Here is a 15,561-nt window from a genome sequence, read left to right as displayed (position 1 = left end):
ATGCCGGGTGACAACGTTCAGATGTCTGTTACCCTGATCAACCCGATCGCGATGGAAGAAGGCCTGCGCTTCGCTATCCGTGAAGGTGGTCGTACCGTTGGCGCAGGCGTGGTAGCCAAAATTATCGAATAAAATTCGGTAATTACCTGTTGCACCTGTGTGGGGAGGTGCATATAATGTGCCTCCCTGTTACGCAACAGGCCAGTAGCTCAACTGGCAGAGCAGCGGTCTCCAAAACCGCAGGTTGGGGGTTCGAGTCCCTCCTGGCCTGCCATTCCTAATCGGGAATGGCGTCACACAAAGCGCAAGCTTTCATTTTTCCGAGGCCCTGGCGTGAACTCTAAAGTGACTTCCGAAGGATCTAAACTCGACGGCCTGAAGTGGCTTGTCGTTGTAGCATTGGTTGCAGCTGGTGTGGTAGGGAACTCCATGTTCGCTGGCGAGTCACTGCTGTACCGTGTTTTGGCGCTGTTGGCGCTGGCGGTGATTGCAGGGCTGGTTGCACTGCAGACCGCGAAAGGAAAGGCATTCTTCAGGCTGTTCAAAGAAGCCAAGAGTGAGATTCGCAGGGTTGTCTGGCCGACGCGCCAGGAAACGCTGCAGACAACTGCAATTGTAGTGATTGCTGTACTGTTGGTCGGGCTGGCGCTCTGGGGGCTTGATTCCCTGTTGGGTTGGCTGGTGTCCGGCGCCATCGGATAAGAGGTGTGAGCATGGACATGGACAAGAAGCGCTGGTATGTCGTGCATGCCTACTCCGGCTACGAAAAGCGCGTCATGAATGCACTGAAAGAACGGATTGAACTGCATGGCATGCAGGATCTGTTCGGCGAAGTGCTGGTTCCCACCGAAGAGGTGGTTGAGATTCGTGACGGCAAAAAGCGTAAGTCCGAGCGCAAGTTTTACCCCGGTTACGTGCTGGTGCAGATGGCCATGAATGATGAAACCTGGCATCTGGTGAAGAATACTCCCCGCGTAATGGGTTTCATTGGTGGTACGGCTGATAAGCCTGCACCGATTACTGAAAAAGAGGCTCAGGAAATTCTGCAGCGTGTTGAAAGTGGTGCAGACAAGCCAAGGCCCAAGACTGTATTTGAACCCGGTGAGATGGTGCGTGTCATCGACGGTCCTTTTGCTGACTTCAACGGCGTGGTCGAAGAGGTCAACTACGAGAAGAACCGTTTGCAGGTGGCTGTCCTCATCTTCGGGCGCTCGACACCGGTCGAGCTTGAATTTACTCAGGTCGAAAAGGCCTGAGATTCTGGTAACGAAGCCGCCATCAGGCGGTTTTCGTTGTTGTGGAAATGGGGAGCCCTCAGGGCGTTTGAACCCAAAGGAGTAGCTTAATGGCTAAGAAAATCAACGCTTATATCAAGCTGCAGGTAAAAGCAGGTCAGGCTAACCCGAGTCCTCCAGTAGGTCCGGCTCTGGGTCAGCACGGTGTTAACATCATGGAGTTCTGTAAGGCGTTCAACGCCCAGACTCAGGGTATCGAGCCTGGTCTGCCGACTCCGGTTGTTATTACTGTATACAGCGACCGCAGCTTTACGTTCATCACCAAGACTCCGCCGGCTGCCATTCTGTTGAAGAAGGCTGCAGGTCTGAAGAGTGGTTCTGCGCGTCCGAACACTGAAAAAGTGGGTACTGTTACTCGCGCTCAGCTGGAAGAGATTGCAACCACCAAGATGCCTGATCTGACCGCGGCTGACATGGATGCGGCTGTCCGCACCATCGCCGGAAGCGCGCGCTCCATGGGCCTTGTTGTAGAGGGTGATGAATAATGGCTAAGCTGACAAAGCGCCAGAAGGCGATTCGTGAAAAAATCGAGAGCGGAAAGCTGTACGCAGTAACAGATGCTGTATCTCTGCTGGGCGAAGTTTCTGCTGTCAAGTTCACCGAGTCTGTCGACGTTGCAGTGAACCTGGGTGTTGATCCGCGTAAATCTGATCAGGTTGTACGTGGCTCCAGCGTACTGCCGAACGGTACCGGCAAGGATGTTCGTGTTGCGGTTTTCGCGCAGGGCGAGAATGCCGAAAAGGCAAAAGCAGCTGGTGCAGACATCGTTGGTTTCGATGATCTGGCTGAGCAGGTAAAAGCCGGTAACCTGGACTTTGACGTTGTGATCGCGACTCCGGACGCTATGCGCGTTGTTGGTCAGTTGGGCCAGATTCTGGGTCCGCGCGGTCTGATGCCGAACCCGAAGGTTGGTACTGTAACTCCCGACGTGGCGACTGCCGTTAACAACGCCAAAGCTGGTCAGGTGCGCTTCCGTACTGACAAGAACGGTATCATTCACTGTTCAGTTGGCAAGCTGGGCTTCGAAGCTCAGGCTATCCAGCAGAACGTTGAAGCATTGTTGGCTGAACTGAAGAAGCTGAAGCCTTCTTCCGCCAAGGGTGTTTACGTCAAGAAAGTAACCCTGTCCACTACCATGGGCCCGGGTCTGGCGATCGATCAGTCCTCTCTGAGCTTCTGATCGACGTAAAGGTTTTTTGAGGGTCTTCGTGACCTGTAATACAGAGACGAAGGCCGTCAAAGACCGCAGGTGATGTCGTCACTTCGGTTGCGGCATCTTAATGGAAACACCAGCCTGCGCAGACGGTGCGATTCACATGAATCAAAACCACCGTACTCAGAAGCCCCGCAGGGGGTGGTTGGTAAACAGTCGCAAGACTATATCCAGGAGTAAATCGTGGCATTAGGACTCGAAGACAAAAAAGCGATCGTCGCTGAAGTCCAGGAAGCTGCCAAGTCTGCTCTGTCTGCAGTTGTAGCCGATTCACGCGGTGTAACTGTAGAAGACATGACTGCTCTGCGTAAAGAAGCCCGTGCAAACGGCGTATGGCTGAAAGTCGTACGTAATACACTGGCTCGTCGCGCAGTAGATGGCACTGACTACGCATGTCTGCAGGACAGCTTTGTAGGTCCGACCATTATCGCCTTCTCCACCGAGCACCCGGGTGCCGGTGCGCGTATCCTCAAGGATTTCGCGAAAAAGAACGAGAAGTTCGAGCTGAAAACAGCCGCCTTCGAAGGTGAACTGGTCGATATCACAATGCTGGCAAGCCTGCCGACTTACGACGAAGCAATCGCTAAGCTGATGAGCGTCTTGAAAGAAGCTTCAGCCGGCAAGCTGGTTCGTACCATTGCGGCCATTCGCGACCAGAAAGAGCAGGAAGCTGCCTGAGATTCGTTCTCGGCTGTTTCTTGAAAGTTTTAACGAGCTATTGCTCTACCCAATTATCAGGATTTGAATCATGTCTCTGACTCACGAAGATATCATCAACGCAATCTCTGAAATGTCTGTTAAGGACGTTGTTACTCTGATCGAAGCCATGGAAGAGAAGTTCGGCGTAACTGCCGCTGCTGCTGTTATGGCTGGTCCGGCTGGTGATGCCGGCGCTGCTGCTGAAGAGCAGACTGAGTTCAACGTTGTTCTGGCTGCTGCCGGCGACAAGAAAGTAAACGTCATCAAGGCTGTCCGTGGCGCTACCGGCCTGGGCCTGAAAGAAGCCAAAGAGCTGGTTGACGGCGCTCCGTCTACCATCAAAGAAGGCGTTTCCAAAGATGAAGCTGAAGAGCTGAAAAAGGCTCTGGAAGAAGCTGGCGCGACTGTTGAGCTCAAGTAATCGCGTTGATGCGCAAAAAGCGGCTTAAAACTGCTTGAAAGCGTATGGCTGGTGGCGAAACGCCACCGGCCTTTTTCCGTTATTTATAGACAGCAAATAAATAATGGCTACACAGCCCGATCGCAGGCATGCGACGGACTGGCTTCTCAACCTGGGTGCAGATGCTGGGGAACACTGATGGCTTATTCATATACTGAGAAGAAACGCATTCGCAAGAATTTCGCCAAGTTGCGACAGGTTATGGATGTGCCATACCTGCTGGCGATTCAGCTCGACTCTTATCGTCGCTTCCTGCAGGATGGCAACGCAAGCGATGGACGTCGTGACGAAGGCTTGCCCGCTGCGTTCAATTCCGTATTTCCAATTGTCTCTTACTCTGGCAACGCAGCCCTCGAGTACGCCGGTTACCGTCTGGGCGAACCCGTATTCGACGTGAAAGAGTGTCAGCAGCGTGGTATCACCTACGCAGCGCCTCTGCGCGTCAAAGTGCGCCTGATCATCTATGATCGCGACTCTTCTACGAAGGCGGTCAAGGATATCAAGGAGCAGGAAGTTTACATGGGCGAAATGCCCCTGATGACCGAGAACGGTACCTTTGTTGTTAATGGTACCGAGCGTGTCATCGTATCTCAGCTGCACCGCTCTCCGGGTGTGTTCTTTGACCACGACAAGGGTAAGACACACTCTTCAGGCAAGCTGCTCTATTCTGCCCGCATCATTCCTTACCGTGGCTCATGGCTCGACTTCGAGTTCGATCCGAAGGACAGTCTGTTCGTGCGTATCGACCGTCGCCGCAAGTTGCCGGCGACCATTCTGCTGCGTGCGTTGGGCCTTGAAGCGGAAGAAATTCTCGAAACCTTCTTTGAAACCACCGGCTGGACCCTCGAGCAGGATGCCATCTGGATGGACCTGATCCCGGAGCGTCTGCGTGGCGAGACCATGTCGTTCGAGATCAAGGACCCTGAAGGCAGCGTGATTGTTGAAGCGGGTCGCCGTATTACCCCGCGTCACATCCGCCAGATGGCCAAGGCAGGCATGCAGCAGCTGAACGTGCCGGCCGAATACCTTATCGGTAAGGCATTGGCGCGCAACCTGGTCGATCCGAGTACCGGTGAACTGGTTGCCAACTGCAACGCCGAGATCACCGAAGAGTTGATCGGCAAGATGCAGGTGCTGGGTATTGATCGCATCGAGACACTGTACACCAACGACCTGGATTGTGGTCCGTTCGTGTCTGACACTCTGCGTATCGACCCGACTCGCAGTCAGCTGGAAGCGCTGGTTGAAATCTATCGCATGATGCGTCCCGGCGAGCCGCCTACCAAGGAATCGGCTGAAGGTCTGTTCGAGAACCTGTTCTTCTCTGAAGAGCGCTATGACCTGTCCGGCGTTGGTCGCATGAAGTTCAACCGTCGACTGGGCCGTGAAGAAGTAACCGGTTCCGGTGTGCTCGACAAGAGCGACATTCTGGACGTCATGAAGACCTTGATCGAGATTCGCAACGGTCGTGGCACCGTAGATGACATCGATCACCTGGGCAACCGTCGTATCCGTTCCGTCGGTGAAATGGCCGAGAACCAGTTCCGTGTCGGCTTGGTGCGTGTTGAACGCGCCGTACGTGAGCGCCTCTCAATGGCCGAATCCGACAACCTGATGCCGCAGGATCTGATCAACGCCAAGCCAGTGGCCGCCGCGATCAAGGAATTCTTTGGCTCCAGCCAGTTGTCGCAGTTCATGGACCAGAACAACCCGCTGTCGGAAATCACCCACAAGCGTCGTGTTTCCGCACTGGGCCCGGGTGGTTTGACCCGCGAACGTGCCGGCTTCGAAGTCCGTGACGTGCATCCGACCCACTACGGTCGCGTATGTCCGATCGAGACCCCTGAAGGTCCGAACATCGGTCTGATCAACTCGCTGGCCGTTTTTGCCCGCACCAACGACTACGGCTTCCTTGAAACGCCGTACCGTCGTGTGCTGGACGGTCAGGTAACCGACGAAATCGATTACCTGTCGGCGATTGAAGAAAACAAGTACGTTATCGCCCAGGCTTCAGCGGCCATGGATGATAACGGTCGTCTGACTGACGATCTGGTGGCAGTGCGTCACCTCAACGAATTTACCGTAATGCCGCCAGAACGTATCCAGTACATGGATGTGTCTCCGCGTCAGGTGGTATCCGTTGCAGCGGCACTGATTCCGTTCCTGGAACACGATGACGCCAACCGAGCGCTCATGGGCTCCAACATGCAGCGTCAGGCCGTGCCGACTCTCCGTGCCGAGAAGCCGCTGGTCGGTACCGGTATTGAGCGTAATGTGGCGCAGGACTCCGGTGTCTGCGTAGTGGCGCGTCGCGGTGGTGTGATTGAGTCGGTCGATGCTGCTCGCGTTGTGGTACGTGTTCATGACGATGAAGTTCAGGCGGGCGATGCCGGTGTGGATATCTACAACCTCACCAAGTATGTTCGTTCCAACCAGAACACCTGCATCAACCAGCGCTCCATCGTCCGTCCGGGCGAAGTGGTACAGCGTGGCGATATCATGGCTGACGGCCCGTCCGTTGACCTGGGTGAGTTGGCACTGGGTCAGAACATGCGCATCGCGTTCATGCCCTGGAACGGTTACAACTTCGAGGACTCCATTCTCATCTCTGAGCGTGTGGTGCAGGAAGATCGCTTTACCACCATCCACATTCAGGAACTGACCTGTGTGGCGCGTGATACCAAGCTGGGGCCGGAAGAGATTACCTCCGATATTCCCAACGTGGGCGAATCTGCACTGTCCAAACTGGATGAGGCCGGTATTGTTCACATCGGTGCTGAAGTGGGCCCGGGCGACATTCTGGTAGGCAAGGTAACGCCGAAAGGCGAAACCCAGTTGACGCCGGAAGAAAAACTGCTGCGTGCGATTTTTGGTGAAAAGGCGTCCGATGTTAAGGATACCTCTTTGCGCGTTAAGACCGGTACCATCGGCAAGGTTATCGATGTGCAGGTATTCACCCGTGACGGCGTGCAGAAGGATGAGCGTTCACTCTCGATCGAAAAATCAGAGCTGGATGGCATTCGCAAGGATTTGAACGAAGAGTTCCGTATCGTCGAGCAGGCAACCTTCGAACGTCTGCAGCGTAAGCTGGTCGGTCTGTCCGCTGAAGGCGGTGCAGGTCTGAAGAAAGGCGAAGAGATCAGCGAAGAGTTCCTGTCCGGACTGAAAAAGTCCGAATGGTTCAAGATTCGTGTGGCTGATGAGTCGGTAGCAGAAGAACTGGAGCTGGCACGCAAGCACCTGGAAGAGCGTCGCGAGAACCTGGACAAGCGTTTTGAAGACAAGAAACGCAAACTGCAGACCGGCGATGATCTGGCTCCGGGCGTACTCAAGATCGTCAAGGTATACGTTGCTACCAAGCGCCGCGTACAGCCGGGTGACAAGATGGCGGGTCGTCACGGTAACAAGGGTGTTATCTCGGTTATCATGCCGGTTGAAGACATGCCGTACGATGCCAATGGTGAACCGGTCGATATCGTGCTCAACCCGCTGGGCGTACCGTCACGTATGAACGTGGGTCAGATTCTGGAAACGCACTTCGGTGCTGCTGCCAAGGGTCTGGGTCGCAAGATCAACGGTATCCTGGAACAGGAGCAGGCCAAGGCCGAGAAGGTCAAGGCGCTGCGTACCTTCTTGGGACAGATCTACAATGATGATCACGGCGGTTTGACCGCGGGTCGTCAGGAAGAGCTGGACAGCTTCAGCGATGCTGAAATCCTGGAGCTGGCTGCTAACCTGAAGGGCGGTGTACCGCTGGCAACGCCGGTATTTGATGGCGCCAAGGAAAGCGAAATCAAGGCACTGCTGCGTCTGGCTGATATGGATGACAGCGGTCAGGTACGTCTGTACGACGGCCGCACCGGCGACCTGTTTGACCGTCCGGTAACCGTTGGCTACATGTACATGCTGAAGTTGAACCACTTGGTTGACGATAAGATGCATGCCCGTTCCACCGGCTCCTACAGCCTCGTTACTCAGCAGCCGCTGGGTGGTAAGGCACAGTTCGGTGGTCAGCGCTTCGGTGAGATGGAGGTCTGGGCGCTGGAAGCCTATGGTGCCGCCTACACCCTGCAGGAGATGCTGACCGTGAAGTCGGACGATGTGAACGGTCGTACCAAGATGTACAAGAACATCGTCGATGGCGATCACCGTATGGAACCGGGTATGCCCGAATCGTTCAACGTGTTGATCAAGGAAATCCGTTCTCTCGGCATCGATATCGAGCTTGAGAGCGAGTAAGACCTGAATGATCACCAGGCCGGGATCCGCGGGTCCCGGCGCAGAGAACTCCGCGAGGAGCTATAGACAATGAAAGATTTGCTGAATCTGCTGAAGTCCCAGGGACAGTCCGAAGAGTTCGACTCCATTCGTGTGTCCCTGGCATCACCGGATATGATCCGTTCCTGGTCTTACGGTGAAGTCAAAAAGCCGGAAACCATCAACTACCGTACCTTCAAGCCGGAACGTGATGGTCTGTTCTGTGCCAAGATTTTTGGTCCGGTCAAGGACTACGAGTGCCTGTGCGGCAAGTACAAGCGCATGAAGCACCGTGGTGTCATCTGCGAGAAGTGTGGTGTCGAAGTCACTCAAACCAAGGTGCGTCGTGAGCGCATGGCTCATATTGAGCTTGCATCACCCGTTGCACATATCTGGTTTCTGAAATCACTGCCGTCCCGTATCGGCCTGATGCTGGACATGACCCTGCGTGATATCGAGCGTGTACTCTACTTCGAATCTTTCGTAGTGATCGATCCGGGTATGACCACGCTTGAGCGCGGTCAGATGATGAACGACGAGCAGTACTTTGAAGCACTGGAAGAGTTCGGTGACGACTTCGATGCCCGTATGGGTGCGGAAGCGATTAAGGAACTGCTGGCTTCAATCGACCTGGAAGAAGAGTGCCAACAGCTGCGTGAAGAACTGCCGCAGACCAACTCTGAAACCAAGATCAAGAAGCTGTCCAAGCGCCTCAAGCTGATGGAAGCCTTCCTGAAGTCGGGCAATGATCCCGGCTGGATGATCATGGAAGTGCTGCCGGTATTGCCGCCGGATCTGCGTCCGCTGGTACCACTGGATGGTGGTCGTTTCGCGACCTCCGACCTGAACGATCTCTACCGTCGCGTGATCAACCGTAACAACCGTCTGAAGCGCCTGCTCGACCTGAACGCGCCGGATATCATCGTGCGCAACGAGAAGCGCATGCTGCAGGAATCCGTCGATGCGCTGCTGGATAACGGCCGTCGCGGTCGTGCCATCACCGGTTCCAACAAGCGCCCGCTGAAGTCCCTGGCTGACATGATCAAGGGCAAGCAAGGTCGTTTCCGTCAGAACCTGCTCGGCAAGCGTGTTGACTACTCCGGCCGTTCCGTAATCGTGGTAGGCCCGTACCTGCGTCTGCACCAGTGCGGTCTGCCGAAGAAAATGGCGCTGGAACTGTTCAAGCCGTTCATATTCTCCAAGCTGGAACTGCGTGGTCATGCGACCACCATCAAGGCTGCCAAGAAGATGGTTGAGCGTGAAGAGCCGCTGGTATGGGATATCCTCGACGAGGTCATCCGTGAGCATCCGGTCCTGCTGAACCGTGCACCGACTCTGCACCGTCTGGGTATTCAGGCGTTCGAACCGGTTCTGATTGAAGGCAAGGCGATTCAGCTGCACCCGCTGGTGTGTGCGGCATACAACGCTGACTTCGACGGTGACCAGATGGCAGTGCACGTACCGCTGACCATTGAGGCTCAGCTTGAAGCCCGTGCTCTGATGATGTCCACCAACAACATCCTGTCACCGGCAAACGGCGAGCCGATCATTGTACCGTCTCAGGACGTGGTACTGGGCCTGTACTACATGACCCGTGAGCGTATCAACGCCAAGGGTGAAGGCATGATCTTCTCTGACATCAAGGAAGTGCAGCGCGCTCACGGTGCCGGTCAGGTTCATCTTCAGGCACGTATCAAGGTACGTATTCCTGAAGTGATCCGTGACATTGAAGGTAATGTGGAAGAGCGTCACGAGCTGCAGGATACGACTGTAGGCCGTGCCATGCTGTTCGATATCGTGCCTGATGGCCTTCCGTTCGAACTGGTCGACCAGGCGATGAAGAAAAAGTCGATCTCACGTCTGTTGAACGAAGCCTATCGCCGTTGTGGTCTTAAGGACACGGTAATTTTCGCTGACCAGTTGATGTACATGGGCTTCCGTCAGGCGACCATGTCCGGCGCCTCCATCGGTGTGAACGACTTTGAAATCCCGGCCGAGAAGGTCGAGATCATTGCTGAGGCCGATAAAGAAGTTAAAGAAATCGAGCGTCAGTTCGCTGATGGTCTCGTAACTCAGGGCGAGAAATACAACAAGGTTATCGACATCTGGTCTCGTGCCAACGAACTGCTGGCCAAGAAGATGATGGATAACCTGAAAGTCGACGTTGTCATCGATGCCGAAGGCAACAAGGTCGAGCAGGAGTCCTTCAACTCCGTTTACATGATGGCCGACTCTGGTGCTCGAGGCAGTGCCGCACAGATTCGTCAGCTGTCCGGTATGCGTGGCTTGATGGCCAAGCCGGATGGTTCCATCATCGAAACACCGATCGTGGCCAACTTCCGTGAAGGTCTGAACGTACTTCAGTACTTCATCTCAACCCACGGTGCGCGTAAGGGTCTTGCGGATACCGCTCTGAAAACCGCAAACTCTGGTTATCTGACTCGACGTCTGGTTGACGTGGCACAGGATGTTGTAATCACCGAGCCGGACTGTGGTACCGACAAGGGTGTACTGGTACAGCCGATGATCGAGGGTGGCGATGTGATCGTGACTCTGGGTGAGCGTGTGCTGGGACGTGTCGTGGCTCAGGATGTACTTGACCCGAGCGGCAAGGAAACCCTGATCGAAGCCGGCACGCTGATTGACGAAACCTGGGTTTATCGTCTGGAAAATGACGAGAAATACAGCGGTATTGACGAAATTCTGGTGCGCTCCGCGATCACCTGTGAAGCTCAGGTTGGCATCTGTTCCAACTGCTATGGCCGTGACTTGGGTCGTGGACATCTGGTCAACCGAGGCGAAGCGGTCGGTGTTATTGCCGCCCAGTCCATCGGTGAACCGGGTACACAGTTGACCATGCGTACCTTCCACATCGGTGGTGCTGCATCGCGAGCCGCTGCTGTGGATAACATTCAGGTCAAGAACGGTGGTGAAATCCGCCTGCATAACCTGAAGTATGTTGAGCGTACCGATGGAAACCTGGTGGCGACCTCTCGTTCCGGTGAAGTCGGTGTAACCGATGAGCATGGTCGTGAGCGTGAGCGTTACAAGCTGCCGTACGGTGCCATCATCAAGGTGCGTGACGGCTCCAAGGTTGATGCCGGTGCTGTTGTGGCCAACTGGGACCCGCACACCCATCCGATCGTGACCGAAGTGGCGGGCCGCATCCAGTACGTGGGTATGGAAGATGGTATCACCATCAAACGTCAGACCGACGAACTGACAGGCCTCTCAACCATTGAGATTCTGGATGGCAAGGATCGTCCGCAGGCTGGCAAAGACATTCGTCCGATGGTCAAACTGGTAGACGAGCAGGGCAACGACGTGTTCCACCCGGGCACTGAAATGCCGGCCCAGTACCTGTTGCCGGCCAAGGCGATCGTCAACCTGAACGACGGTGCTGATGTTCAGATCGGTGACATTCTTGCGCGTATTCCGCAGGAAGGTTCGGTCAACAAGGACATCACCGGTGGTCTGCCGCGTGTTGCCGACCTGTTCGAGGCACGTAAGCCGAAAGAGTCTGCCGTACTGGCAGAGGTTTCAGGTACCGTAACCTTCGGCAAGGAAACCAAGGGCAAGCGTCGCATCGTGATTACCCCGCTGGATGGTTCTGATCCGGTTGAGATCATGATCCAGAAGTGGCGTAACCTGAACGTGTTTGAGGGTGAAACGGTTGAGAAGGGTGAGGTCATCTCTGATGGTCCGTCCAACGCTCACGACATCCTGCGAATCCTGGGTGTAGCCGAACTGGCCAAGTACATTGTCAGCGAGATCCAGGAGGTTTATCGCCTCCAGGGTGTGGCAATCAACGACAAGCACATTGAAGTAATTGTGCGTCAGATGCTGCGCAAGGCCGAGATTAATGAAACCGGCGATTCCGACTTCATCCCGGGTGACCAGGTTGAGTATGCCGCGATCATTGATCAGAACAAGCGCCTTGATGCGGAAGGCAAAATTCCGGCCAAGTACGAGCGCGTACTGCTGGGTATTACCAAAGCCTCTCTGGCAACAGAGTCGTTCATCTCCGCGGCCTCCTTCCAGGAGACAACCCGCGTATTGACCGAAGGTGCGGTAACCGGCAAGCGCGACTTCCTGCGCGGCCTGAAAGAAAACGTGGTGGTAGGTCGACTGATCCCGGCGGGTACGGGTCTGGCATACCACAGCGAGCGTAAGCGTAAACGTCAGATGGCAACAGAAGGTATGACCGTGAGTGCGGAAGATGTGCAGCAGGCACTGACCGAAGCACTCAATGCATCCATGTCTTCGCCGGACGCTGAGTAAATATTGCTCAATAATTGACGTCAGGGGCCGGAATTGATTAAAATTCCGGCCCTTTCGTGCTGGACTCAAAGTTCAGCTCATAAAGATGGTAAAAAACCAAACGTGGAGTTTGCTTAATGGCAACGATTAACCAGTTGGTACGCCAGCCACGTAAGCGCAAGGTGCAGCAGAGCGACGTTCGCGCGCTCGAAGCATGTCCGCAGCGTCGTGGCGTGTGTACCCGTGTTTACACTACTACTCCGAAGAAGCCGAACTCGGCTCTGCGTAAAGTATGTCGTGTGCGTCTGACCAACGGCTTTGAAGTGTCTTCCTACATCGGTGGTGAAGGTCACAACCTGCAGGAACACTCAGTTGTTCTGATCCGTGGTGGTCGTGTAAAAGACCTCCCGGGTGTTCGTTACCACACTGTACGCGGTTCTCTGGACTGCTCCGGTGTTAACGATCGCAAACAGGGTCGTTCCAAGTACGGTACCAAGCGTCCCAAGTCCTGATCCCGTCGCTCCGACGGTGAAGCTGTTCCAGCCGGTGGCCGCTTAGGGTTGCGTAGCTGTTAAAGCGAGACCGAAAGACGATAAGAGTAAGGGCGGATGTGAATACAATCCGCATATCCTGAAGACCTTAATTTATTACAGAGGGCTTATCCAATGCCAAGAAGACGCGTCGCTGCGAAGCGCGAAATCCTGCCGGATCCCAAATTCGGTAACATTACACTGGCAAAATTCATCAACCACCTGATGGTGCACGGCAAGAAGTCTGTTGCTGAGCGCATTGTTTATGGTGCGATGGACAAAATTGAAGAACGCACCAAGCAGGACCCGCTGGAGCTGTTCGAAAAAGCACTGGAAACTGTTCAGCCGCTGGTTGAAGTCAAGTCCCGCCGTGTAGGTGGTGCGACTTACCAGGTGCCCGTGGAAGTACGTCCCTCCCGTCGTATGGCTCTGTCCATGCGCTGGCTGGTAGACGCCGCCCGTAAGCGTGGCGAGAAATCCATGGCGTTGCGTCTGGCAGGTGAGCTTGCTGATGCTGCTGAAGGTCGTGGTGCTGCTGTTAAGAAACGTGAAGACGTGCATCGCATGGCAGAAGCCAACAAGGCCTTTGCCCACTATCGCTTCTAAACATCAGAGGAATTGAGTCGTGGCTCGAACTACCCCACTTGCACGATATCGTAACATCGGTATCTGTGCGCACGTTGATGCCGGCAAGACTACCACCACTGAGCGTGTTCTGTTTTACACAGGCCGTAGCCACAAGATGGGTGAAACCCATGACGGTGCATCCACTACCGACTGGATGGAGCAGGAGCAGGAGCGTGGTATTACCATCACCTCCGCAGCTGTCACTTGTTTCTGGAGCGGTATGCAGAAGCAGTTCGATGAGCACCGCGTCAACATCATCGATACTCCGGGGCACGTTGACTTCACTATCGAAGTAGAACGTTCCTTGCGTGTACTGGACGGTGCCGTCGTGGTTCTGTGTGCTTCTTCAGGCGTGCAGCCGCAGACCGAGACTGTATGGCGCCAGGCCAACAAGTATGAAGTTCCCCGCATGGTGTTCGTCAACAAAATGGACCGCGCCGGTGCCAACTTCTACATGGTTGAAGAGCAGCTGAAGAAGCGTCTCGGTGCCGTCCCTGTTCCCATCAATCTGCCGATTGGTGCAGAAGATGAGTTCAAGGGTGTTGTCGACCTGCTGCGCGGCAAGGCGATCCTGTGGAACGAAGATGACATGGGTATGACCTTTGAAGAAGGTGATATCCCGGCTGACATGCAGGACACCGTTGATCAGTACTACGAGCAGATGGTTGAAGCCGCTGCCGAAGGTTCTGAAGAGTTGATGGAAAAGTACCTTGAAGAAGGTGAGCTGACCGTTGATGAAATCAAGGAAGGCCTGCGTGCACGCACTTTGAACAATGAGATCATCCTGATGCAGGCTGGCTCGGCGTTCAAAAACAAGGGTGTACAGGCTGTACTGGATGCCGTCATTGAATACCTGCCGTCACCTACAGAAGTTAAGGCGATCGAAGGTACTCTCGACGACAAGGCTGAGACCGTTGAAACACGTGAAGCGGATGACGATGCCCCGTTTGCGGCGTTGGCATTCAAGATCGCAACTGACCCGTTTGTTGGTACCCTGACGTTCGTACGTGTTTACTCCGGCGTGCTGAATTCTGGTGACAGTGTGTATAACTCTGTCAAACAGAAGAAAGAACGTATCGGTCGTATGGTGCAGATGCATGCCAACAGCCGTGAAGAGATCAAGGAAGTACGCGCTGGTGACATCGCGGCGATGATCGGTCTGAAGGATGTAACCACAGGTGACACTCTGTGCGACCTGGACAAGAAAATTGTTCTGGAACGCATGGAATTCCCTGAGCCGGTTATCTCCGTTGCAGTAGAACCGAAGTCGAAGGCTGACCAGGAGAAAATGGGCATTGCACTGAGCAAGTTGGCTCAGGAAGACCCATCTTTCCGTGTTGAAACTGATGAAGAAACCGGTCAGACCATTATCTCCGGTATGGGTGAGCTTCACCTTGATATCATCGTTGACCGCATGCGTCGCGAATTCAAGGTTGAGGCCAATATCGGTAAGCCGCAGGTTGCCTACCGCGAAAAAATCCGTAAGCCTGTTGTGGCAAACCACAAGTTTGCTCGCCAGTCTGGTGGTCGCGGTCAGTACGGTCACGTTGTTGTAGAGTTCAGCCCGAGTGATGAAGAAGGACTGGAGTTCTTGAACGAGATCGTGGGTGGTGCGATTCCGAAGGAATACATCCCGGCGGTACAGAAAGGTATCGAAGAGCAGATGAAGAACGGTGTTATCGCCGGTTATCCGCTCATCGGTTTGAAGGCACGTCTGTACGACGGTTCCTTCCACGAAGTTGACTCCAACGAAATGGCGTTTAAAATCGCCGCATCACAGGCACTTAAGAAGTATGCACAGGAAGCCAGTCCGTGTCTGCTCGAGCCGATGATGAAAGTTGAAGTCGTAACCCCTGAAGAGTACATGGGCGATGTGATGGGTGACCTGAACCGTCGTCGTGGTCTGGTGCAGGGTATGGAAGACAGCACATCCGGCAAGGTGATCAACGCTGAAGTACCGCTGGGTGAAATGTTCGGTTACGCTACTGACCTGCGCTCTGCGTCTCAGGGTCGTGCGACCTATTCTATGGAGTTCAAGGGTTATTCCGAAGCTCCGCAGAATATTGCCGAAGCCGTTATTAAGCAGAACTGATAAGCCAATTGCTGAATTAAGAGGATATAACCGTGGCTAAGCAATCATTTGAACGTAACAAGCCGCACGTTAACGTAGGTACTATCGGCCACGTTGACCACGGCAAAACGACACTGACCGCTGCACTG

The 15,561-nt window shown here is 54.5% G+C and carries 13 protein-coding genes and 1 tRNA gene; all 14 read left to right on the top strand.

The genetic code is table 11. The features are described 5' to 3' along the window. On the top strand, positions 1-132 hold a 132-nt coding region (locus ABIE61_RS17530), incomplete at its 5' end, for an EF-Tu C-terminal domain-related protein (protein ID WP_502915073.1). A 66-nt stretch (positions 133-198) separates the two neighbouring features. Continuing rightward, positions 199-274 (top strand) — tRNA-Trp (locus ABIE61_RS17525). Between the two features lie 59 nt (positions 275-333). Continuing rightward, a complete protein-coding gene (secE, locus tag ABIE61_RS17520; RefSeq protein ID WP_354411869.1) occupies positions 334-702 on the top strand; it encodes a preprotein translocase subunit SecE in 369 nt (122 codons plus the stop codon). A gap of 11 nt (positions 703-713) precedes the next feature. After that, positions 714-1,256 (top strand): transcription termination/antitermination protein NusG, encoded by a 543-nt coding sequence (gene nusG, locus ABIE61_RS17515; RefSeq protein ID WP_175527633.1) that lies wholly within the window; start codon positions 714-716, stop codon positions 1,254-1,256. An 89-nt stretch (positions 1,257-1,345) separates the two neighbouring features. Continuing rightward, a complete protein-coding gene (rplK, locus tag ABIE61_RS17510; protein WP_091826371.1) occupies positions 1,346-1,780 on the top strand; it encodes a 50S ribosomal protein L11 in 435 nt (144 codons plus the stop codon). Continuing rightward, positions 1,780-2,475, top strand: a complete 696-nt coding sequence (gene rplA / locus ABIE61_RS17505; protein WP_091826373.1) for a 50S ribosomal protein L1 — start codon at positions 1,780-1,782, stop codon at positions 2,473-2,475. The genes rplK and rplA overlap by 1 nt, the downstream gene beginning before the upstream one ends. Before the next feature lie 216 nt (positions 2,476-2,691). After that, complete coding sequence (gene rplJ, locus ABIE61_RS17500) at positions 2,692-3,186, top strand: 50S ribosomal protein L10 (RefSeq protein ID WP_091826374.1); 495 nt, start codon at positions 2,692-2,694, stop codon at positions 3,184-3,186. A 70-nt stretch (positions 3,187-3,256) separates the two neighbouring features. Next, positions 3,257-3,628, top strand: coding sequence for a 50S ribosomal protein L7/L12 (gene rplL, locus ABIE61_RS17495; RefSeq protein WP_091826376.1), 372 nt, complete (start codon positions 3,257-3,259; stop codon positions 3,626-3,628). A gap of 177 nt (positions 3,629-3,805) precedes the next feature. Further along, positions 3,806-7,906, top strand: a complete 4,101-nt coding sequence (gene rpoB / locus ABIE61_RS17490; protein ID WP_354411865.1) for a DNA-directed RNA polymerase subunit beta — start codon at positions 3,806-3,808, stop codon at positions 7,904-7,906. A 69-nt stretch (positions 7,907-7,975) separates the two neighbouring features. Next, a complete protein-coding gene (gene rpoC, locus ABIE61_RS17485) occupies positions 7,976-12,205 on the top strand; it encodes a DNA-directed RNA polymerase subunit beta' (RefSeq protein WP_206838269.1) in 4,230 nt (1,409 codons plus the stop codon). Positions 12,206-12,321: 116 nt separating this feature from the next. Next, the gene (rpsL, locus tag ABIE61_RS17480) at positions 12,322-12,696 is read left to right on the top strand and encodes a 30S ribosomal protein S12 (RefSeq protein ID WP_091826381.1); all 375 of its coding nucleotides are present in this window, start codon (positions 12,322-12,324) and stop codon (positions 12,694-12,696) included. A gap of 153 nt (positions 12,697-12,849) precedes the next feature. Beyond that, positions 12,850-13,320: a 30S ribosomal protein S7 gene (gene rpsG / locus ABIE61_RS17475; protein ID WP_091826383.1), complete on the top strand. Its 471-nt coding sequence runs from the start codon at positions 12,850-12,852 to the stop codon at positions 13,318-13,320. A gap of 19 nt (positions 13,321-13,339) precedes the next feature. After that, positions 13,340-15,433, top strand: coding sequence for an elongation factor G (fusA, locus tag ABIE61_RS17470; protein WP_206838283.1), 2,094 nt, complete (start codon positions 13,340-13,342; stop codon positions 15,431-15,433). Between the two features lie 32 nt (positions 15,434-15,465). Further along, on the top strand, positions 15,466-15,561 hold a 96-nt coding region (locus ABIE61_RS17465; protein ID WP_354411872.1), incomplete at its 3' end, for a GTP-binding protein.

The sequence above is a fragment of the Marinobacterium sp. MBR-111 genome (assembly GCF_040547585.1).
GTDB classification, from domain to species: domain Bacteria; phylum Pseudomonadota; class Gammaproteobacteria; order Pseudomonadales; family Balneatricaceae; genus Marinobacterium; species Marinobacterium iners.
The sequence above is the reverse complement of the archived record's forward strand: the minus strand, read 5'-3'. Positions and strand labels throughout refer to the sequence as shown.